We start from the raw sequence: 20,729 nt of genomic DNA, 5'->3' as shown, positions 1-20,729 counted from the left end.
TACAAACTCGTTCTCTCACGCATGAAAATTGGCATTGTGTGCTACCCGACTTTTGGGGGCAGTGGTGTAGTGGCTACCGAACTCGGTAAGGGCTTGGCCAAAAATGGCCATCAAATTCATTTTATTACTTATCAGCAGCCTCCCCGACTCGATTTTTTTAATGAAAATGTCTTTTACCATGAAGTAAATATACCTTCGTATCCACTCTTTCAGTACGCTCCCTATGAATCGGCCCTGGCCAGTGCAATGGTCAATGTGGTATTGAATGAAGACGTTGATTTACTGCATGTTCACTATGCTATTCCGCACGCATCGGCTGCGTATATGGCAAAGATGATCTTGCGTTCGCAGGGCAGAAATGTACCCGTTGTAACAACCTTGCATGGTACCGATATAACGCTGGTAGGCAAAGATGCCTCCTACGAACCGGTTGTTACGTTCAGTATCAACGAGTCGGATGGAGTTACGGCCGTATCCGAGAATTTGCGCCAGGATACCTATAAGCATTTTAAGGTTCATCGCGAAATTGAAGTGATTCCGAACTTCATTGATCTGAGCCGTTTCAAACGTCAGCAGAAGGAACATTTCAAAAAAGCCATTTGTCCTAACGGCGAAAAGTTGATTGTACATACATCAAACTTCCGGCGGGTAAAACGCATCGACGATGCCGTAATGGCTTTTTATCATATTCAGCAGCAAACACCTGCCAAACTTCTGCTGGTAGGAGATGGTCCCGAACGGGCCCGTATCGAGCGGCTCGTTCGCGATCTGGCTATCTACGATCAGGTCCGGTTTCTTGGTAAGCTGGATGCGGTTGAAGAAGTGCTGTCGGTTGCCGACCTGTTTATTATGCCATCCGAAAATGAGAGCTTTGGCCTGGCAGCACTTGAAGCACTCGCCTGTGAGGTGCCACTTATTACATCAAATGCGGGTGGACTGCCTGAGTTGAACATTCAGGGGGTTACGGGCTTCCTGAGTCCAGTGGGCGATGTTGACGATATGGTCAAAAACGCACTCTATGTGTTAGATGACGCTAACTTGCCTACGTTCAAAGAAAATGCACTGGCAAGGGCTAAAGAATTCGAGTTATCGCGTATCTTGCCCCTCTACGAAGCCCATTATGAGCGGGTGCTGCAAGCCGCGCAACCGGTAGTCTCATAACCTGATCCTAACAAATATCAGTCTTTAATGTTACAATTGTCAGCCTTTTACAGTCAGTTTTTGCCGAATCTTGTCGGGGAAAGGCTCATTACTAAAAATGCACACCGCGCAACAACGGCCGATCATCAACGGCCCGGTGTAAATCATAAAGTTGAATGAACCCAAACATACCTCAAACCGACCGCAAACGCGTAGTTATTGTCGGAGCTGGTTTTGGTGGCCTGAAACTGGCCCGTAAGCTATCGCGTCGAAAGGAGTTTCAGGTAGTCCTGATCAATAAGCAGAATTACCATGAGTTTCAACCGCTTTATTATCAGGTTGCTACTGCTGGATTAGAGGCAAACTCTATTCTGTTTCCGTTACGGGCCGTATTTGGCGATTGCAAAAATGTACACATTCGTGTAACCAACGTTACGGGTGTTCGCACGGCTGATAAAGCAGTTGATACGGAGTTAGGACCGATTACGTACGATTATTTAGTGATGGCTACTGGTGCCGATACCAATTTTTTCAACCAGCAAAACATCATTGAAAAAGCACTGCCGATGAAATCGGTCTCAGAAGCCATCGCTTTGCGAAATCGGATGCTTCAGAATTTTGAAGATGCCCTGAGTGTTGAAACACAGGATGAGCGCGAGGGATTAATGGATGTGGTTGTTGTTGGGGGAGGACCAACGGGCGTTGAACTTTGTGGTACGCTGGCCGAGATGCGCAAAACCGTTCTGCCAAAAGATTATCCTGAGCTGGATTTCAAGATGATGGACATTTACCTCATCGAATCGGGCGCTGAACTGCTGGGTCCTATGTCGGTTCAGTCGCAGGAGCATTCATTGGCCTATTTGCAGAAGCTAGGTGTTACTGTTCGGTTGAATACCAGGGTGAAGGATTTTGACGGACGCCTGGTTACCATGAATGACGGATCGACACTTCGTACGAACAACCTGATCTGGGCGGCTGGTGTGAAGGCTAATCCATTAGCGGGTTTGCCAGCGGAAGTAATTGGTCGTGGAGGACGCATAATCGTAAATCGTTACAGCCAGGTGCAGGGCTTTACGGATATATTTGCTATTGGCGATGTAGCAATGATGGCAGAAGAAAAATGGCCGAACGGACACCCTCAGGTAGCACAGCCTGCTATTCAACAGGGAGGCCAACTAGCCAAAAATTTCATCCACTGGGTGCGTAACGAACAGCCAGAGGAGTTTACGTATCGGGATTTAGGCACAATGGCTACCATTGGCCGTGGGTTGGCCGTAGTTGATCTGCCATTTTTGAAGTTTCAGGGATTTTTTGCCTGGCTTACGTGGTTATTTGTTCACTTGATGTCTATTGTTGGCGTTAAAAATAGATTAGCAATTTTCCTGAACTGGATGGCTAATTACGTAACCTATAGTAACTCACTTCGGTTGATTATCCGACCAAAACTGCCTAAAGGTGATGTGAAAGCGATGCAGGAGAAACTTTCTGATCAGCTAGAGGTTAGTAAGACGTAAGTAAAATATAGTAAACTGAATTTACTATCTACGTCTATAGAATTAATTTTCGTTGTAATTTCGCACTACTAATTGAGTACAACTTATGGAATCTACTACTGAAAAGCTGCATACTATGGCCGGTCATGGCAAAACCCGGCCTAAAAATAGCGGCACCAAAAAATTATTTGATAACCCGATTCTAGAGGCTTTGTCGCGGACACACATCATGGTTCCTATTTCCATGTGGCTTATTTTGTCGGCGTTTTTGGGTTGGTATGCCTTTACGTATACCAATATGAGCAATGGAACCATTGGGTTATTATTTGTAGCGGGTTTGTTTGGATTCACGTTGTTTGAATACATTCTGCACCGTTACCTGTATCATTTGACGCCGAGCACTCCTCAGCGTGCCAAAATCCAGTACACGTTTCACGGTATTCACCATGAGTATCCAAAAGACAAAACGCGCTTAGCTATGCCGCCCGCACTGGCTATTTTCGTAGCTGCTTTCTTCTTTGGCGTTTTCTTTTTACTGATGGGAGAATCGGCCTATGCGTTCTTTCCGGGCTTTTTAGTCGGTTATTCGGGCTATTTAGCGACGCACTTCATTGTGCATGCGTATGCGCCACCGAAGAACTTTTTCAAGCAGCTTTGGGTAAACCACAGTGTTCACCACTATAAGAATCCAGAAAGCAATTACGGTGTATCGTCGCCGTTCTGGGATTATATCTTTGGATCGTTTCAGAAATAATTGACTTTCCTTCCAACAAAAATCCCCGCTGAAACTGGTTTCAGCGGGGATTTTTGGTATACCCACGGGCTTGAGTCCGCGGGTACAGGTTACTTCAATTTCTCATTGTTCAAATGCCGGGTGGCATCCCGCCCATTCTTCTTATCCAGATTTTTCTGAAACGCGTCCGTCAGGTCAACGCCGGTCTGGTTAGCCAGGCAGATAAGCACCCAAAGTACATCAGCCAGTTCATCGCCCAGATCTTTGTTTTTATCTGATTCTTTTTCGGACTGTTCGCCATAACGCCGAGCAATGATGCGGGCTACCTCACCAACTTCCTCTGTTAGCTGGGCCATATTGGTCAGTTCGTTGAAATACCGGACCCCAACAGTTTTGATCCAGTCGTCAACAGTGGTTTGGGCGTCTTTTATAGTCATAAGTAGAGCTGGTCCGCCGGTGCGGTTTGTAGTTTGAGGTTTGATGTCTGAAGTTGGCTGGCTCGTGAATACAGACGAGCCAGCCAACTTCAGACATCAAACCTCAAACTACAAACTATTTTTCAGGTATAAACGTCAATGTACTGAACTGGCTCTCATCAAACGACTCCTGAGCCAGCGTTTGCAGTTGTTCTGCTGTGACAGCTTTAATGTCGTTGAAAATGTCATTTAACGATTCAACGCGATTAATATCCAGCAAGCTTTTGGCCATCATTAGCATAAAGCTGTTGTTACTCTCCTCGGCCATCGCCAATTGACCAATCAATTGCTCTTTCGTTTGGTGAAGTTGCAGGGTTGTCAGCGGCTGTTCGCGCAGGCGTTTCAACTCCTTCATAATTAACGACTGTGCCTTATCTACTTTTTTAGGATCGGTGCCAAAGTAGATACCCAGAAAACCGGTGTCTAAATAAGGCGTATAGCTGGCATCAATTGAATACACCAGACCATATTTTTCGCGCAGATTTAGGTTCAGTCGGGAGTTCATGCCCGGTCCACCCAGTAGATTGATGAGCATAAAAAAAGGAAGCCGTCTGGGGTCGGTCAATCCGTAAGCAGGACGACCGAGGGCACATTGCGCCTGCGTAATGGGGCGCTCGACACGCGTTTGGCGTGGCACGTAATCCGTTGGTTTTTTGCGCTGCCGGGCCGAGTGCTGCGCAGGAACGTCCTGGAAATATTTTTCGGCCACTTTCACCACTTGCTTAAACGGCAATTTGCTGACGGAGGCAAACACAATCCGGCTGGTGTCGTAATTCTCGGCAATAAATCGTTGCAGATCTTCGCGTCCAAAGGAGCCAACCGTTTCGGCGGTACCGAGTATATTTCCACCCAGTGCATGGTTCGGGAAGACTAATTCATCGAAATCGTCCTGAATAGCATCTTCGGGCGAGTCATAATACATCGCCATTTCTTCCAGAATAACCCCACGTTCCCGCTCGATCTGCTTTTCGGGAAAGACCGAGTGAAAGGTAATATCGGCCAGTAGTTCAGCCGCTTTGTCAAAATGAGCGTCTAAAACAGATGCGTGAAAGCAAACCTTCTCTTTTGTGGTATAGGCATTTAATTCGCCACCAATATTTTCCAGTCGAGTGATAATGTGGTACGATTTTCGTTTCTCCGTACCTTTGAAAGCCATATGCTCCCAGAAATGGGCTAGTCCCTGCTGGTGAGGCTGTTCGTCGCGGCTACCGATGTCGAGCATAATGCCACAATGGGCAATCTGCGTATGGGGTATTTGTTTGTGCGCAATCCGAATTCCGTTGGGCAGAGTATAAACTTCGTAATCTTCCATTCTTATTTATTTACGCAGTCGTAACGACGTATTGAGCGTACTCATGATAACCGCAACCAAACCGCCCCGGTTCCTGATTATCCAAACCGCTTTCATCGGCGACGTGATTCTGGCTACGGCATTGCTTGAACAACTTCACGAAGCCCGGCCCGATGCTATACTGGATGTGCTGGTTCGTCAGGGAAATGAGAGTCTGCTCGCTAATCATCCGTTTTTGACCGACGTGCTGGTTTGGCAGAAAAAGGGTACCAAATATCGGGATTTATGGCGGTTATTACGAACCGTGCGCGAACGGAAATACGATGCGGTTCTGAATCTGCAACGCTATGGCACCATGGGGCTACTGACGGCTTTTTCGGGAGCGAAGGTTACCATTGGTTTTACTAAAAATCCATTCGCACGATTTTTTACGCATCAGGTTGATCACCGGTTTGAGCCGGGTGTTCATGAGGTTGATCGCAATGCCGGAATGTTACCAGTACTAGGAATAGCAGAGCCTCCCCGGCATCGACCTAAGCTCTACCCGTCCGTTGCCGATTATACAGCTGTGAAAGGCTACCAAAGTCAGTCCTATGTGTGCATGGCCCCAATGTCGGTCTGGTTTACCAAACAATACCCGACTGAGCGATGGGTAGAATTGATAAAGTCTTTACCCAAAAACCTCACGATCTATTTATTGGGGGCACCAACCGATATGGCCGCCTGTGAAATACTAAAAACGTTGAGTGAACGAGCGGAGGTGGTTAATCTGGCGGGTAAATTGAGTTTACTGAAATCGGCGGCTTTGCAGCAGGGCGCTGTCATGAACTACGTCAACGATTCAGCCCCTTTACATTTGTGCTCAGCTATGAACGCACCGACAACGGCTATTTTCTGTTCGACGGTACCTGAGTTTGGGTTTGGTCCTTTGGCTGATGTATCGCGGGTGGTGCAAACGCCGGAACTGCTCGACTGTAAACCCTGTAACCTGCATGGGCGGAAGGCGTGCCCGCTCGGTCATTTTAAGTGCGCCTGGGGTATTCGGGTAGAGGAATTGGCGCAACTGGATTTATAGAATTCCTTTGGCTACCAGAGCGCGATTGTGGTGCATTAATAATTCGGTCATTGCCTGATATGCTTTCTGCTGTTCAAGTGCACTTTGATGAATGGATTCAGTACGCTCACGTAAGGAGCCGAATGCCTCCCCGTGTCTGTCCAGGCGTTCCTGATGCTTCTGAATTTGGCTTATTATGGCCCCTATTTCTTCCTGCTGACGTTCAAGTCGCTCGCTATACAATTCTAATAGCTCGTTGTGCTGGTCAAACTGCTCAGCATGCCGATCAAATTTTTTGTTAAGGCGAGCAATTTCTTCATTATGACGGTCTATTCGCTGAAGCGTTTCAGCTAACAATTCTATAATCCGGTCTTCATTTTTCATACCCCAAATCTACTGGCTATTTCACGGAAAATGAAAAATTGGTTACTATTTTTTGTGAGAAAGGCATGGTATGGATTTTGCGGCTCCATAAGGCTATTTTTAAAGCGCCTGGAATATGTAAGTGAAGGAATTGACGCAAATTGTTCAACAGGATTAATCTGACTTTGAATAGTTTAGTTTTATTTGGTGAATTTTATATTTATTAAAATTTTCTTTACTAGTTACTCAATTATATTAAAATATAATTTGAAAACGTTATTTTGGGCCATATATTTGGTCTACTCGATAGAGTACAACAAAATAATCATTTACGACTTCCTGTCTAGTGCTTCTGGAAGCCGTTCCTTCCTTTAAATTCTAGTCGTCAGTTCATTTGTTCATGCGATAAAAATAACCTTCGCTTATGTCTCTCAATCGTCGTGACTGGCTTCGGGCCAGTGTGTTATCAGGCTTAAGTTTGGCAGCTGCGCCTGCTGCATTCTGTGAACCAGAACCCGAAATGCCAGTAGGCTTCAAACTGCCGAAAGACGGTGTGCTGAAGGCTCGTTTATCGGCGAACGAAAACCCGTATGGTCCTTCGCCCAAGGCGATTAAAACCATTACGGAGGCTGCTCCCGATGGCTATCTCTACGCCATGGAGTCGGCCCGAAAGTTTCGCAAATTAGTTGCCGATACTGAAGGTGTTCCTGAAGACTATGTATTGTTAGGTGCCGGTTCAGGCGAGTTGCTGACGGCCGCTTCCCTGTGGGCTGCCTATCGGCCAAACGCTGGCCGTACTATTGTTGCTCCCGATCCAACTTTTGACCAACTGCCACGGGCAGCTATCAAACATGGTATCACTATGGATCGTGTTCCACTGGTAGCGGCTGATGGGTACGACATAAACCTGAATAAGCTCAACGAGCGCATAGGTAGCCAGACGGGTATGGTTTATATGTGTAATCCCAATAACCCAACAGCTATCACGGTCGATCCGGCTAAACTTCGTGCTTTCTGCGAAGCTGTTGGTACCAAGACCCCGATCCTGGTCGATGAAGCGTATATCGACTACACGCCTGATCCGAAAGCTTACACGATGGTGGATATGGTGAAGAAGGGCTACAACGTCATCATTACCAAGACGTTCTCGAAAGTACACGGCTTTGCTGGTTTGCGGACGGGTTATATGATTGCAAAACCTGAGTTGCTGGAGCAGATCACTAAATTCTCAACGGGTGGAGGCTGTATCAGTGTAACGACCCTACGTGCTGCTAGTGTTAGTTTGCAGGATAAAGACTTTATCAAATACTCGCTCGGTAAGGCGCAGGAATCGAAAGATTATCTGTTGGGTGTTCTGAAACAGCATAACTACGAGCCGCTGCCATCGGGCGCTAACTTCGTGATGTTCCCGATCCGGATGAAGGGCGAAGATTTCGTAGCCCGTATGATGGAGCAGGGGGTAAGCATCCGGCAGTGGAAATTCGACGGTCAGTACTGGTGCCGCGTGTCGCTGGGTACCATGCCCCAGATGCAGGCATTTGCCGATGGCCTGAAATTGGTTTCGTAAGCCCTTGTCGCGTGGGTTTCTAGCCACGAAGGTAGGTTAACAGGCAAAAAATAAGTGGTGACATGCTATGTCACCACTTATTTTTTGCTAATCCCGCTTAATCCAAGTCGCTAAGCCGGTGTATGTGGTGCCGGTTAAATAGCCGGTAAATAATCGGGAAGATCAGCAGGGTTAATACGGTTGCGGTAATCAATCCGCCAATAACGACTATAGCCAGAGGTTTTTGGGTTTCGGAGCCAATGCCGGTCGAGACGGCGGCTGGCAGGAGGCCGATAGCCGCCATGAGCGCTGTCATAACCACGGGCCGAATGCGGGATCGAACACCCTCTCGAATAGCCTCGTCGAGTGGCATTCGATCTTTTCGATTCTGGTTAAAGACCGAAATCAGGATAACGCCATTCTGGACGCAGATGCCAAACAAGGCAATGAAGCCCACACCCGCCGAGATACCGAAGTTCATACCCGTTACGTGCAACGCCAGAATACCACCAATGAGCGCAAAAGGTACATTAAACAAGACCAGACCCGCATCTTTGGCGTTGCCGAACGTGATAAACAGGATAACGAAAATAGCGGCAATACTGATCGGTACAACCTGGCCCAGCCGCTCGGTGGCCCGTACCTGATTCTCAAACTCGCCGACCCACTCCACCGAATACCCTTTGGCTGTCTGAAGCTTTTGAAGGACCCGTTGCTGTGCTTCGGCAATGGTACCGCCCAAATCACGGCCACGTACCGAAAACTTTACCCCAATGAAGCGTTTGTTTAAGTCGCGGTAAATGAATGCTGGGCCGGTAATCTGCCGGATGGTGGCGATCTCTTTTAGTGGAATTTTTCCGCCACTCATCGTCGGTACCATCAACCGCATAATGTCGTTTTCGCTTTTTCGATACTCAGGCAGGAACCGAACCCGAATGTCGAACTTTCGTTCGCCTTCGTACAGGACCGACGCCGTTTTACCGCCGATGGCCATCTCAATCACCGCCTGGGCATCGGCGGTCGAAACGCCATAAAGTGCCATTTTATGATCGTGAAACAGCACACTTATTTCAGGCTGGCCCACATTTCGAATAATGCCTAAGTCTTTAATTCCGTCAACGTCCCGAACGGCGTCCATAGCCTGGTTGGCGTACTTTTCCAGTTCATAGACATCCGGCCCAAAAATCTTGATGCCATTACTGGCCTTGTACCCCGCTACGGCTTCGGCTACATTGTCGATGATCGGTTGTGAGTAGTTGTACAGGACACCCGCGTAGTTCTTGAGTTTGGCGTCCATCTCATCAGTCAACTGCTCGGTGGTAAACTTGCGCCCGGCCCGACGTTCGGGCCATTCTTCTTTAGGCTTCAGATCGACCTGAAACTGGCAGAAATAGAAACCATTCGGGTCTGTACCATCGTTGGAGCGCCCCACTTGCGAAAGCACTTGTTTGACCTCAGGAAAGGTGTTTAGGTCCCGGCGAATGGTTTTGGCCATATCAACGCTTTCGGGTAGCGACATACTCATGGGCAATTCGGCGGTTACCCAAAGCGCCCCTTCGTTTAGCTGAGGCAGAAACTCGGTTCCCAGCATGCTGGAAGAGAAAAACGTAGCCATCATGAAGGCAATGGCTCCAACCAGACTAATCCGACGGTGACGATAGCACCAGCCAAAACCAGCCATGACAATCCAGTTAAAGAAATTGACGATAGGGTTATTTTTCTCCCGAACGTTTTTCCGAAGAAGCATTGAACACAATACCGGCACCAGCGTGAGGGTGAATAAGAGCGCTCCCAACAAGGCGAACCCTAGCGTCCAGGCCAGGGGCGAGAACATTTTCCCTTCTACTTTCTCGAAGGAAAAAATGGGGAGCAAGGCGGTAATAATTATCAGCTTGGAGAAAAAGACGGCTTTCCCCAGCTCGCCACCCGTTTTCCGAATTAGCCCGAGTTTGGCCATGCGGTTGTAACGTTCCATCCCGACGCGATGCGCCAGATGATCCAGCGAGACAAAGATGCCTTCGACCATGACTACGGCCCCGTCAATGATAATACCAAAATCAACCGCGCCCATGGACAGCAAATTGGCCGACATGCCCCGTAGTTTCAGGCACATGAATGCAAACAGGAGTGCCAGGGGAATGATGATTGATACGATCAGCGTGGTTCGCCAGTCGGCCATGAACAGAAACACGATGACCGTTACCAGTACAATTCCCTCCGTAAGGTTATGCAGGACAGTCTGCGTACAGAATTCGATGAGGTTATCCCGGTCGTAGAAGGTGACCATCTTGACATCCGATGGGAGAACCTGAGTGTTCAATTCCTCAATTTTAGCCTTTACCCGGCCTAGAATTTCGCTGGGGTTTTCGCCCTTCCGCATAACCACGATGCCTTCAACCACATCGTCGTTTGTGTCCAGGCCTACCTGGCCAACACGCGGCAGGTTCGATTCAGCGACCTCCGCTACGTTTTTAACCAGTACCGGATTACCGCCCACTTCCTCGATGAGAATGTTCTCAATATCCTGAATGGATGTTAATAGACCAATCCCGCGAACAACGTAAGCCTGCGCGTTACGCTCGATGACATCCCCCCCCACATTAATGTTGCTGCGGGTAACGGCCTGATACACTTCCAACGGTGTAATGTCGTATTTGGTCAGCTGCGTCGGGTTAACGCGTAACTCGTACATTTTATCGCGCCCCCCAAAGGCAACAACATCGGCCACGCCCGGTACGCTCCGTAACTGGCGGTCAACAACCCAGTTTTGCAGCGTAAGAAGTTCTCGACTATCGCGTTTTTTGCTTTCGAGTGTGTAGCGAAAAATTTCACCCGTTGGACCATAAGGAGGCTGTATTTCAGGATCGACACCCTCGGGTAATGACACATTACGCAACAGGTTATTTACCTGCTGGCGGGCAAAAAAATCCTCGACGCCATCCTCGAAGATAATTTTCATGACCGATAGCCCGAACATGGTGGTTGAGCGGACGTTACTTTTCCGCTGTACAGAGTTCATGGCCACCTCAATCGGTACAGTTACGAAACGCTCGACTTCTTCGGCCGAACGGCCACTCCATTCCGTCACGACAATAATCTGGGTATTCGTTACATCAGGAAATGCTTCCAGCGGGGTACGTAAATAGCTGAAAATACCAGCAATGATCAGCACCGCCGTCATGAAGAAAATGAAGAAGCGGTTCTTGAGCGAAAAGCCGACCAGGTTACGGATGAATTTATTCATGAGAAGGAGGAAAGGGAGGAGGGAGGAAAGGGAGGAGGGAAAAGAGAAAACAGTTTTGGTATTGTATCCCTTTCTTCCCTCTTCCCTTTCCTCCTTTCTCCTTTTTTAATTATTAAGTGCGTTGTAAACCAGCAACTGATTTTTGGAAATGACTTTTTCGCCGGCTTTAATGCCCTGCTTGATGTAGGCCCGGTCGCCCAGCGATTTGAGGATATCCACTTCGCGGGTTTCAATATCTGATCGGCTTCGGAAGACCATGACGTACTGCTTGGAGCGATCGAAGATGACCGCATCTGAGGGCACAGTAGCCAGTTGACCGCCGTCTTCATAGCGCAGGGTTACGGTAGCGTGCATCTCTGGCCGGAGTTTCAGGCCCTGGTTGTTGAGCCGAATCCGGATGGTCATTGCCTTTGTATTGGGGTCCAGTACCGTATAGATTTTATCGACTTTCCCACTGAAATTCTCGTCGGGGTAGCTCAGCGTTTGCACGCTGGCTTCCATACCCGTGCGTACCTGGCCGATATCGCTTTCGTTGACGTTGGCCAGCACCCACACCTGGCTGATCTGGCCAATGGTAAAGAGATTATCTGCATTATCGGAGCGGAGTTGCATATCGCGGTTGATGTTTTTTTCGATTACATAGCCGTCAATGGGCGCTTTTACGGTGTACATGGACGATTTGCCAATACCGTAAATCTGTGATACCTCCTTTACCCGGTTGGCTTCTGCCTGCGCTTTTTCCACCTCTTTCTGAGCGGCTACTACTTCGCGTTGGGAGGTAAGTTTAGTCTCAAACAAATCCTGGGCTACCCGTAGGTTTTTTTCGGCCAGTAACAGATCCGATTGCGCCTGAATCGCCTGGCGTTCCAGATCCGCTACCTCCCCCGACCGGATAGACGCCAGCGTTTGCCCTTTGTGGACATAATCGCCCAACTCCACCTTCACGTCCTCCACGTTACCACCTACCAGCGGGAACACCTTGATGACCCGATTTTCGTCGGCTACCACCTTGCCCACCAGCGTTAGCTCGCTTCGAATGGGCTGGATGGTGGCACTATCCAGCCGGATGCGGTGCATCATCGTATCGGAGAGCATAAAGGCCCCGGCTACTTCCGGGGTAGGTTTAGGGCCGCAGGAGGTAACGGCCGTTATGATGCTGAGTAATGCTAAGATGTTGATTTTCATTTTGGTGGCGAGCGGGCCGCCCGGCTTTGTAAGTGTGAGTTAGACTAAGTGCTGATTCACCCGGACGAGGACGTCCGGTACCAAACGGGGGCTACCTAAACAGGTCTTCGCCAACCAGGTAATTGAGCTCCTCGTAGGCGCTCACGCGGTCAGCTTTCAGTCGATTGAGTTGACTGATGCTGTCGTTATAGGCTTCGATCAGATCGACAAACTCCAGGAGGGTGATGTTACCCTTTTGAAAACTGGTAACTACACCCCGGTTCAACTGGTCGAACTGGTCGGTAAACGGCTGTTCAACAGACTGTACCCGGCGTTCCACTTCCCGTACTTTTTGCAGGGCGGTGGCCACTTCATTGCCTACCTGAATCGCTTTTTGCCGCTGTAGCTGACCCTGATGCTGAATCTGACTGCGGGCCGCCCGAATAGCACCCTGGTTCCGGTTGAAGACAGGGATATCGGCTGAGACGGACAGACCCACGTAATTCTGAATGTAGCTTCCGGCCTGGTCGTAGGTACCGCCTACGCGCATGTCCGGCACCGCTAACGCTTTCTGTAGATTGTAATTCAGTTCGGCCTGGCGGGTGAGGGATTCTATGGCCTTCAGGTCGGGACGGTTGCGAACCGCCAGTTGCTGGAGTGTGTCTTCTGTCTGGGTGGGCAAACGATAACGCGCCAGCGTTTCATCCGCCACCACTGGTTTAATTGGTTGATCAATTGACAGTAACGTTCGTAAGGCACGTTGGTCATCGGCCAGTTGAAACAGTATAGCCGTTCGGTCATTGCTTAGTTGAAACAGCAGAGCTTTTAGCCGAAGCAACTCACGAAGCGATACGTTATTTCGGTTATATTGTACTTCATAAGCCGCGACAGTGGTTTGAAGTGTAGCCAGTTGCTGATCAAATCGGGCCAGTGTTTTTTGCTGGAAATAAATGGAGTAGAAGCGGCTGCGCAGGTCAAAGCGAAGCCCCCTCAATAAATCCAATAATTCGAATTGAGTCAGTTGAGCAGCTTCTGAGGCTAAGGCGATTCGTTTGTTGCGTTTGCCAGCCGTGTACAGCAATTGCTGGATGGCAACGGTTTTCTGGCCTTGCCCACCCACATCCAGGACCCGCCGGGTTTCATTATTATAGCTACTAACCTCCAGCGTTACGGTTGGGTTATCATATAAGCTGGCTTGTAAAATCTGCGCCTGACTGGCGTCGACCCGAAATCGTTCGGCTAACAGAAGTACGTTATTTTTTACGAACAGACTGTCGGCCTGTTGAAGGGTAAGCAGGAGGGAATCCTGGCTGGCAACGGATTGCGCCAGTACAGAATGGAAACCTACTACGAGAAAAAACAGTGAAAAAAGCAGCCGCATGCGTTAAATGATGTACGGCTACAAAGGTCTGCTGGGCAGGTTACAGGAGGCTTAATGAAAACTTATAATACCTATAGAAAATAATTAGAAATAGATTAGAGAGGGCTTACTCCTCCTTTAGTACGTATCCCAACCCAAGTCGGGTATGAATCAGTTTGGGGGTAAAGTCACGGTCTATCTTTTTGCGGAGGTAATTAATATAGACTTCTACAACTGTAGAATTTGAATCGTAGTTGCTGGACCACACCTGCTCCGCGATGTCTAATTTATTCAGAACCCGCCCCTGGTTGCGTATTAAGTACTCCAGCAGGGTAAATTCACGAGCAGTGAGATTGATTATGGCTTCGCCCCGCCGAACAACTTTGGTGACCGTGTTCACTGTTAAATTGGCGGCCTGCCACACCTTTTCTGTTTCGATGATTGTGCCGCCCATAATGGCTGATCGCCGTAAACAGGTCTTTACACGAGCAATCAGCTCCCGAAAATCAAACGGCTTCACCAGGAAATCATCGGCGCCTAAGGCCAGTCCTTCTTCCTTATCCTCTATTTCGCCCAGCGCCGACAGTATAATAATCGGTAAGCGGGGTTTAGCGATTCGTACGCTTCGGCATACCTCGAAACCATTGATGCCCGGCAGATTAAGGTCTAAAATCAGTAAGTCAACACCAGCCTTCAGAGCAGCCTGCCGGCCATTGTGACCTTCGTAAACGACTTCGGTGGAATAGCCTTCTTCCTGGAGACCCCGGCTAATAGTCTGTGCAATGCGTCGGTCGTCTTCAACGATTACTATGTTCTCCATGCAGGCTATGAAACAGCATCCACGAGTGGAATAATGATTAACAAATGAGACAGTTAGTTAGGCGATTACTCGCTTAACTCAACGCTAGTTACTTAATCATTCAGGCAGGTACAATCAGATTAAAGATTTCTAATGACTTTTTAAGGATTTTCTAATAGGGAAAGTAGACCATTTAGACCTGCACAGATACCGAGTCAATGTGATCTTACTATGCCTGCACACTAATGAACGCATGTCCTTTCTTGAAAATAGTCAGCTTATGGATCACCTAACTGGCTGCGCAATGATAACAACATCCTGTGAAGGTGACTGACTGGAATTCGTTAAGGAATCGGCAAGGGGTATCAAGAGCCCACCACCTAGTGTACGCTCGTAGAAGAACCCTGAAAATCTACCTACACTTCCTTCGTAAGCGGAAGGAGGATTGGTTTCGATAAGGGAAAACTGGTAGTTGTAGTTGGTTAGCCTGACAACTACCTTTTTGCTGAATGTAGATTGTAAGCCCTTTCGCCAATAAACGGTTTTTATGCTTAGCTGATCTGACTCAATAACATCAATCGCTATCGTGAAATTAGTAATGCCAATCTTATTGATGCCAGGCTTATAACCCGTAGAACCGGGCAATAATGAGAATAAGGTATCACCAGATACAATGTATGCTGTAACCACATAGCGGCCCCTGGCTCCGGCGGCCACACCCGTAAACTTGTCGTCTGGCTCACAACCTAGTAGGCCAATGAAAGCAAAAAGTAGAAGTAGTTGATTTATAGAAGTCAAGCTTATGTCACTATGGTTTAAACAGATAGCCTTGCTGTACTACTTGATCGTTACCGGCTTTGTGGGATCAATACGCAACCACAGCAGCGCACTCACCAGCAAACAGCCTGCAATCATGAACAGGGGATAGTTGAAGTTCTTGGTTTGCTCAACAATAATACCAAACAGAATGGTAATGAAAAAGCCTCCCAACTGCCCTGCGAAATTCATGGAGCCCGTTACGGTACCCGCGTTGCGCTGACCAATGTCGACACACACGGCAAAGGCCACGGGCAAGGCCAGATCTTTCGTGAGCACGCATATGGCGAGCAGGTAACCCGCTAGCTCGTTATCAGTCGTTAACCCCGCCAGCAGGAAAAACAGGCTCGACAGCCCCAGTCCACCAACGCCCACCGCCCGACGGCCAATTTTGAGCCCATATCGTTTCGTCAGCGAATCGCTGAGTATACCACCGACCAGGCAACCTACCGCGCCGAGGAAGTAGGAGAAGGAGATGAAGTTTTTGGTTTGATCTTCGCTCAAACCACGCCCTTCCTGAAAATAAACCGACGACCAGTTCGTGAAGAAGTACGAGCCATAGAAAAACAGGTGGCACATCAGCATCAGGGCCCATAAATCGGGGTTGCGGATAATGGTTGTCCAGGGAATTCGATGGTCGGATTGTTTGATCCGTCGGCCCTGCTCAATTTCCTGCACTTCGGCCTCACTGATGCCTGCTTTTTCTGCGGGTTCATCGCGAAACCAGATGTACCAGATTATAGCCCACAATACACCTAATAGGCCCAGCAATCCAAACGCCCAGCGCCAGCCAGCCCAGTGTACTAACGGAATGACCAGCAAAGGCGTTAAGGCACCACCCAGTCGACCGGCAGCCCAGATTACGGATTGCGCCCGGCCTACTTCAACGGCCGGAAACCAGCGGGCAATAACGATGGATGCATTTGGGTAAGCACCGGCCTCGCCAATACCGAATAGAAAGCGTACAATCAGGAGGTACAAAAAATTAAAGGCCGTGCCCGTAAGTGCCGTAAACCCCGACCACCACAGCACCACCCGCGTAAGTACCCGCCGGGGGCCAATGCTATCGCCGAGTGAACCCGTTGGTATTTCAAACAACGCGTACGACAGGGAGAACGCGCCCAGAATCCAGCCGAATTGCTGATTGTCGAGATGTAAGTCCGCTTTAACGTATTTGCTCACTACGTTCATGCAAACGCGGTCGAGGTAGGTAATGGTTGAGAGCAGAAATAAACCGGAGAGAACACGGTAACGGACTTTCATAGAGTGAAGGAAGGGGAAATCAGGAAGATTAGATGAAGCAAAGAAAGGGAATGAAAAGATGCAAACAACAGGAAAAATAAATTGGCCATTATTTTGATTCCCTGTCGATTATCAGGAATAGCACACAGCGTATAAATTCTTATATTTCGGTGCCATACCTTGCCTCCAACACCATGCCAAATGTCATAATGATTCAGGAAGATCATTTCACTGATCAGCGCTTCTCCTTACGCATTTCTTTCAACAATGGTTCTCAGTATGAAGTAATATTGCCCAATCCTGTTGACCGGGATCAGGAAAGACGATTTGAGTGGTACTTTGAACAGCAACTTCGCAATCCATTTCTGGACCGGGAACGGGTCAAACGTGTTGTAGAGGAAATTCGCCAGTACGGCGAGGCTCTGTTCACGGCTCTTTTTCAGACACCTAACATCGCTTTTGAGTACAGAACCTGTAGAAACCAGGGGTTAGACCAGCTTGAATTTGCGATTGTTGGGAAAAGTACGGGATTTCATACCATTCATTGGGAAGCATTAAAAGATCCGGAACTTCCGGAAGCTTTTGCGGCTGGCCGGGCTAATGTGTTTCGCAAAAATAACCAGCCCGTCAGCTTTCTTGCTCCAATCAGTCCGTCGACGGTCCTGAATCTGCTACTTGTGACGGCCCGGCCCGATTGGGAAGATGATGTTAACTACCGAACCATTATCCGCCCCGTTATCGAATTAATTGAATCGGCTCAACTCCGAGTCGATGCCCATATTCTCCGCCCCGGTACGTATCAATCGTTGGTGGAGCATTTAGATGCCAAACCAGCCGGTTTTTACCATTTGGTTCATTTCGATACGCACGGCGCGTTACTTGAGTATACACACATACAACAGGGGGTATCCCGCAGTCGCTATCAGATGCAGGCCAATTGGGGCTTATCCGACCTGGCCACTTATGAGGGCAAAAAAGCCTTTTTACTCTTTGAAGGGGCCGAAAAAGGGCAGGCTGTTCCGGTCAGTGCCGAAGATCTGGCGAAACTATTAAAGGCCCGAAACATTCCGGTTTGTCTGCTCAATGCCTGCCAGTCGGCGAAAGAAGAGGAAGGTCCCTATCAAACCAGTCTGGCCGCTAAACTGATGGAAGCGGGTGTGCAGGCCGTCCTAGGCCAAAGCTATTCTATAACTGTATCAGCCGCTCGGGTGCTAATGCAACACCTCTACGAAGCCCTGTTCGATCATGCTAACCTGAATCGGGCGATAGCCAGTGGTCGGCGCGAGCTGGCGATGAACAAAAATCGCCAGGCTTATTTCGATCAAACCATCGAACTCGAAGACTGGCTGCTGCCCGTATTGTACCAAAACCAGCCGGTCAGCTTTACGTTGCAGGCACTTACACCCGATGAGGAAGAACAGTATTACCTACGCCGGGAAGCGGCCTACCACCCCTCGGCCGAACCCGTGTATGGGTTTGTGGGCCGTGACCTGGATATTCTATCCATTGAGAAACACCTGCTTAAACACAATATGCTGCTGGTTCGGGGCATGGGCGGTACCGGTAAAACCACGCTGCTCGAATACCTGGCCCGTTGGTGGGAGCGAACCGGCTGGGTCAAAAAAACTTTCTATTTTGGCTACGACAAACGCGCCTACACACTCGAACAAATCCTGAACGAGCTGGGCCGACAATTGCTAAATAAATGGGAGTTTGCACAGTTTCAGGCCAGTAGCCTTGTTACACAACGCAGCAAAATCGAAGATAAATTAACCACGGAAGCCTATTGCCTGATTCTGGACAACTTTGAATCCATTACAGGCACTTCGCTGGCCATCCCGAATACGCTTTCGGAAGCGGATCGAACCGATTTGGGCGATTTCCTGAGCCGACTCCGGAAAAAGTCCGGGAAGTCGATCAAGTCCTTTGTCATCTTCGGATCGAGAAGCGATGAAAGCTGGCTGGCTTCTGCTACGTTCGATAAAAACGTATATAAACTGACCGGTTTGGATCAGGAAGCCCGAACCGACCTGGCCCGTCTTATTCTGGAACCAATCGGTTTGCTGGGGATTATTGCCAAAGACGCCGACTTTGGCAAGTTAATGGCCCTGCTGGCTGGCTATCCGTTGGCGATGGAAGTAATCCTGCCCAATCTGGCTCGCCAGACAGCCGGGGAAATTATGGCGAACCTACGCCTTGGCGATAAAGGGATCGATCCGCAGGAAGTAATTCTGCGCTGCATCGAGTATTCCCACAGTAACTTATCGGCTGATGCCCAGCAGTTGCTGGTATGCCTGGCCCCGTTTTCGGGCTATATAAACCTAACCCTTCTTGAAAATTACTTTACGGAGCTAAAGCAACAACCTGCCTACCAGCAGCACTCGTTTGAGCATTGGGCCGACATTATTGGGGAAGCTGTAAAGTGGGGATTACTGGAGCCTGTTAGTGCTGGTTCGCCTATCCTCAGTCTACAACCTGTATTTCCTTATTTTTTGCAGCAAAAACTACAGACCGGTGCCGATGCCGCCAGGAAACAGGAATTAGACATTGCCTTCCGCAATTATTATGATGGCTTTGCCAAAGCAATCTATGAATTACTTGATTCAAAACAAGCCAACGAAAGACAAATGGGCATTATACTGGTTCAGATGGAATACGCGAATATTTTTAACGCCTTACAAATTTCGTTAAAAAACCACGTGAGTATTTTCTACTCATTCTTATGCTTATCTAGGTACGCTGATAGCAACAATGACCAGCAATCAGGATTACAAATAGCTCAAACTATATTAGCTCAAATAGAAAGTTATCCAAAAGAAATGTTGGTTGGCCAAATTGGCTACGAGTTTGCGGGAGTAATGGATAAGGTTGGAACGAGACTTTTACTGATTAAAAGGGTTGCTGAAGCTAAGGAAGCCTATAAAAAAGCTCTACTTATCAATAATAATCTACAAGGTTTTTCTCCAGAAACTCTTAAAAAGTATTCTGCCCCCCTTTATCATCAGTTGGGCCGGGTGGCTCAAGAGGAGCGGGAGTGGAGTCAGGCCAAAGAGTATTACCAGAAATCGCTGGCTATTTTGATGGAGTTTAATGACCGATACGGTCAGGCGAGTACCTATCATCAGTTGGGCCGGGTGGCTCAAGAGGAGCGGGAGTGGAGTCAGGCCAAAGAGTATTACCAGAAATCGCTGGCTATTTTGATGGAGTTTAATGACCGATACGGTCAGGCGAGTACCTATCATCAGTTGGGCCGGGTGGCTGAAGAGGAGCGGGAGTGGAGTCAGGCCAAAGAGTATTACCAGAAATCGCTGGCTATTAAGATGGAGTTTAATGACCGATATAGTCAGGAGAGTACCTATCATCAGTTGGGCATGGTGGCTCAAGAGGAGCGGGAGTGGAGTCAGGCCAAAGAGTATTACCAGAAATCGCTGGCTATTTTGATGGAGTTTAATGACCGATACGGTCAGGCGAGAACCTATCATCAGTTGGGCCGGGTGGCTCAAGAGGAGCGGGAGTGGAGTCAGGCCAAAGAGTATTACCAGAAATCGCTGGCTATTAAGATGGAGTTTAATGACCGATACGGTCAGGCGAGTACCTATCATCAGTTGGGCCGGGTGGCTCAAGAGGAGCGGGAGTGGAGTCAGGCCAAAGAGTATTACCAGAAATCGCTGGCTATTTTGATGGAGTTTAATGACCGATACGGTCAGGCGAGTACCTATCATCAGTTGGGCCGGGTGGCTGAAGAGGAGCGGGAGTGGAGTCAGGCCAAAGAGTATTACCAGAAATCGCTGGCTATTTTGATGGAGTTTAATGACCGATACGGTCAGGCGAGTACCTATCATCAGTTGGGCATGGTGGCTCAAGAGGAGCGGGAGTGGAGTCAGGCCAAAGAGTATTACCAGAAATCGCTGGCTATTTTGATGGAGTTTGAGGATGAGCATAACCAGCAGATTGTTCTGCGTAGTTTGGCGCGATTACAAGAAGACCAGGAAGACCAACCCCAATAAA

At 48.6% G+C, this 20,729-nt stretch carries 15 protein-coding genes; 6 read left to right on the top strand and 9 right to left on the bottom strand.

The features are described 5' to 3' along the window. Positions 1 to 21: 21 nt before the first annotated feature. The 3 genes from bshA (at position 22) to EXU85_RS26975 (ending at position 3,387) form a co-directional block, all read left to right on the top strand. Positions 22 to 1,161, top strand: coding sequence for an N-acetyl-alpha-D-glucosaminyl L-malate synthase BshA (gene bshA, locus EXU85_RS26985; protein WP_142775060.1), 1,140 nt, complete (start codon positions 22 to 24; stop codon positions 1,159 to 1,161). Positions 1,162 to 1,316: 155 nt separating this feature from the next. Further along, positions 1,317 to 2,654 carry an NAD(P)/FAD-dependent oxidoreductase gene (locus tag EXU85_RS26980; protein ID WP_142775059.1) on the top strand — a complete coding sequence of 446 codons (1,338 nt, stop codon included), beginning with the start codon at positions 1,317 to 1,319 and terminating at the stop codon, positions 2,652 to 2,654. 85 nt (positions 2,655 to 2,739) lie between these two features. Beyond that, positions 2,740 to 3,387 (top strand): sterol desaturase family protein, encoded by a 648-nt coding sequence (locus tag EXU85_RS26975; RefSeq protein WP_142775058.1) that lies wholly within the window; start codon positions 2,740 to 2,742, stop codon positions 3,385 to 3,387. Between the two features lie 89 nt (positions 3,388 to 3,476). On the opposite strand, the gene EXU85_RS26970 is transcribed toward EXU85_RS26975, so the two are convergent. Both EXU85_RS26970 and EXU85_RS26965 read right to left on the bottom strand, forming a co-directional pair. Next, a complete protein-coding gene (locus tag EXU85_RS26970) occupies positions 3,477 to 3,803 on the bottom strand; it encodes a nucleotide pyrophosphohydrolase (RefSeq protein WP_142775057.1) in 327 nt (108 codons plus the stop codon). Positions 3,804 to 3,918: 115 nt separating this feature from the next. Continuing rightward, positions 3,919 to 5,154 carry a pitrilysin family protein gene (locus EXU85_RS26965; RefSeq protein WP_142775056.1) on the bottom strand — a complete coding sequence of 412 codons (1,236 nt, stop codon included), beginning with the start codon at positions 5,152 to 5,154 and terminating at the stop codon, positions 3,919 to 3,921. Between the two features lie 43 nt (positions 5,155 to 5,197). Here EXU85_RS26965 and EXU85_RS26960 point away from each other — a divergent pair, with 43 nt between their 5' ends. Then, a complete protein-coding gene (locus tag EXU85_RS26960) occupies positions 5,198 to 6,208 on the top strand; it encodes a glycosyltransferase family 9 protein (RefSeq protein WP_142775055.1) in 1,011 nt (336 codons plus the stop codon). Here the strand turns inward: EXU85_RS26960 and EXU85_RS26955 are convergent. Next, entirely contained in the window at positions 6,203 to 6,571 is a 369-nt protein-coding gene (locus tag EXU85_RS26955; RefSeq protein WP_142775054.1) for a hypothetical protein, read from the bottom strand. The genes EXU85_RS26960 and EXU85_RS26955 overlap by 6 nt on opposite strands. A 403-nt stretch (positions 6,572 to 6,974) precedes the next feature. On the opposite strand from EXU85_RS26955, the gene EXU85_RS26950 reads away from it, so the two are divergent. Next, complete coding sequence (locus EXU85_RS26950) at positions 6,975 to 8,117, top strand: histidinol-phosphate transaminase (protein ID WP_142775053.1); 1,143 nt, start codon at positions 6,975 to 6,977, stop codon at positions 8,115 to 8,117. A gap of 97 nt (positions 8,118 to 8,214) precedes the next feature. Here EXU85_RS26950 and EXU85_RS26945 read toward each other — a convergent pair whose 3' ends face one another. The 6 genes from EXU85_RS26945 to EXU85_RS26920 all read right to left on the bottom strand — a co-directional run bounded on the left by EXU85_RS26945 (position 8,215) and on the right by EXU85_RS26920 (position 16,742). Further along, entirely contained in the window at positions 8,215 to 11,340 is a 3,126-nt protein-coding gene (locus EXU85_RS26945; protein WP_142775052.1) for an efflux RND transporter permease subunit, read from the bottom strand. A 105-nt stretch (positions 11,341 to 11,445) separates the two neighbouring features. Further along, positions 11,446 to 12,525 carry an efflux RND transporter periplasmic adaptor subunit gene (locus EXU85_RS26940; protein WP_142775051.1) on the bottom strand — a complete coding sequence of 360 codons (1,080 nt, stop codon included), beginning with the start codon at positions 12,523 to 12,525 and terminating at the stop codon, positions 11,446 to 11,448. 91 nt (positions 12,526 to 12,616) lie between these two features. Continuing rightward, positions 12,617 to 13,885: a TolC family protein gene (locus EXU85_RS26935; protein ID WP_142775050.1), complete on the bottom strand. Its 1,269-nt coding sequence runs from the start codon at positions 13,883 to 13,885 to the stop codon at positions 12,617 to 12,619. Positions 13,886 to 13,991: 106 nt separating this feature from the next. Beyond that, positions 13,992 to 14,684, bottom strand: coding sequence for a response regulator transcription factor (locus tag EXU85_RS26930; RefSeq protein WP_142775049.1), 693 nt, complete (start codon positions 14,682 to 14,684; stop codon positions 13,992 to 13,994). A gap of 264 nt (positions 14,685 to 14,948) precedes the next feature. Then, positions 14,949 to 15,461, bottom strand: coding sequence for a hypothetical protein (locus tag EXU85_RS26925; protein WP_246859263.1), 513 nt, complete (start codon positions 15,459 to 15,461; stop codon positions 14,949 to 14,951). Positions 15,462 to 15,500: 39 nt separating this feature from the next. Then, positions 15,501 to 16,742 (bottom strand): MFS transporter, encoded by a 1,242-nt coding sequence (locus EXU85_RS26920; protein ID WP_142775048.1) that lies wholly within the window; start codon positions 16,740 to 16,742, stop codon positions 15,501 to 15,503. Positions 16,743 to 16,915: 173 nt separating this feature from the next. On the opposite strand from EXU85_RS26920, the gene EXU85_RS26915 reads away from it, so the two are divergent. Further along, complete coding sequence (locus tag EXU85_RS26915; RefSeq protein WP_142775047.1) at positions 16,916 to 20,728, top strand: tetratricopeptide repeat protein; 3,813 nt, start codon at positions 16,916 to 16,918, stop codon at positions 20,726 to 20,728. Position 20,729: the final 1 nt, after the last annotated feature.

Origin of the sequence: Spirosoma sp. KCTC 42546 (assembly GCF_006965485.1) — a bacterium.
Classification (GTDB): domain Bacteria; phylum Bacteroidota; class Bacteroidia; order Cytophagales; family Spirosomataceae; genus Spirosoma.
Note: the sequence above shows the minus strand (reverse complement) of the source record. Positions and strands in the feature narration are given on the sequence as shown.

What these genes read in the sequence shown, in the direction of transcription:
- EXU85_RS26960 (WP_142775055.1), top strand. Translation starts at nt 5,198, where the DNA reads ATGATAACCGCAACCAAACCGCCCCGGTTCCTGATTATCCAAACCGCT.
- EXU85_RS26945 (WP_142775052.1), bottom strand. Translation starts at nt 11,340, where the DNA reads ATGAATAAATTCATCCGTAACCTGGTCGGCTTTTCGCTCAAGAACCGC.
- bshA (WP_142775060.1), top strand. Translation starts at nt 22, where the DNA reads ATGAAAATTGGCATTGTGTGCTACCCGACTTTTGGGGGCAGTGGTGTA.
- EXU85_RS26955 (WP_142775054.1), bottom strand. Translation starts at nt 6,571, where the DNA reads ATGAAAAATGAAGACCGGATTATAGAATTGTTAGCTGAAACGCTTCAG.
- EXU85_RS26920 (WP_142775048.1), bottom strand. Translation starts at nt 16,742, where the DNA reads ATGAAAGTCCGTTACCGTGTTCTCTCCGGTTTATTTCTGCTCTCAACC.
- EXU85_RS26915 (WP_142775047.1), top strand. Translation starts at nt 16,916, where the DNA reads ATGCCAAATGTCATAATGATTCAGGAAGATCATTTCACTGATCAGCGC.
- EXU85_RS26970 (WP_142775057.1), bottom strand. Translation starts at nt 3,803, where the DNA reads ATGACTATAAAAGACGCCCAAACCACTGTTGACGACTGGATCAAAACT.
- EXU85_RS26965 (WP_142775056.1), bottom strand. Translation starts at nt 5,154, where the DNA reads ATGGAAGATTACGAAGTTTATACTCTGCCCAACGGAATTCGGATTGCG.
- EXU85_RS26930 (WP_142775049.1), bottom strand. Translation starts at nt 14,684, where the DNA reads ATGGAGAACATAGTAATCGTTGAAGACGACCGACGCATTGCACAGACT.
- EXU85_RS26935 (WP_142775050.1), bottom strand. Translation starts at nt 13,885, where the DNA reads ATGCGGCTGCTTTTTTCACTGTTTTTTCTCGTAGTAGGTTTCCATTCT.
- EXU85_RS26975 (WP_142775058.1), top strand. Translation starts at nt 2,740, where the DNA reads ATGGAATCTACTACTGAAAAGCTGCATACTATGGCCGGTCATGGCAAA.
- EXU85_RS26950 (WP_142775053.1), top strand. Translation starts at nt 6,975, where the DNA reads ATGTCTCTCAATCGTCGTGACTGGCTTCGGGCCAGTGTGTTATCAGGC.
- EXU85_RS26940 (WP_142775051.1), bottom strand. Translation starts at nt 12,525, where the DNA reads ATGAAAATCAACATCTTAGCATTACTCAGCATCATAACGGCCGTTACC.
- EXU85_RS26980 (WP_142775059.1), top strand. Translation starts at nt 1,317, where the DNA reads ATGAACCCAAACATACCTCAAACCGACCGCAAACGCGTAGTTATTGTC.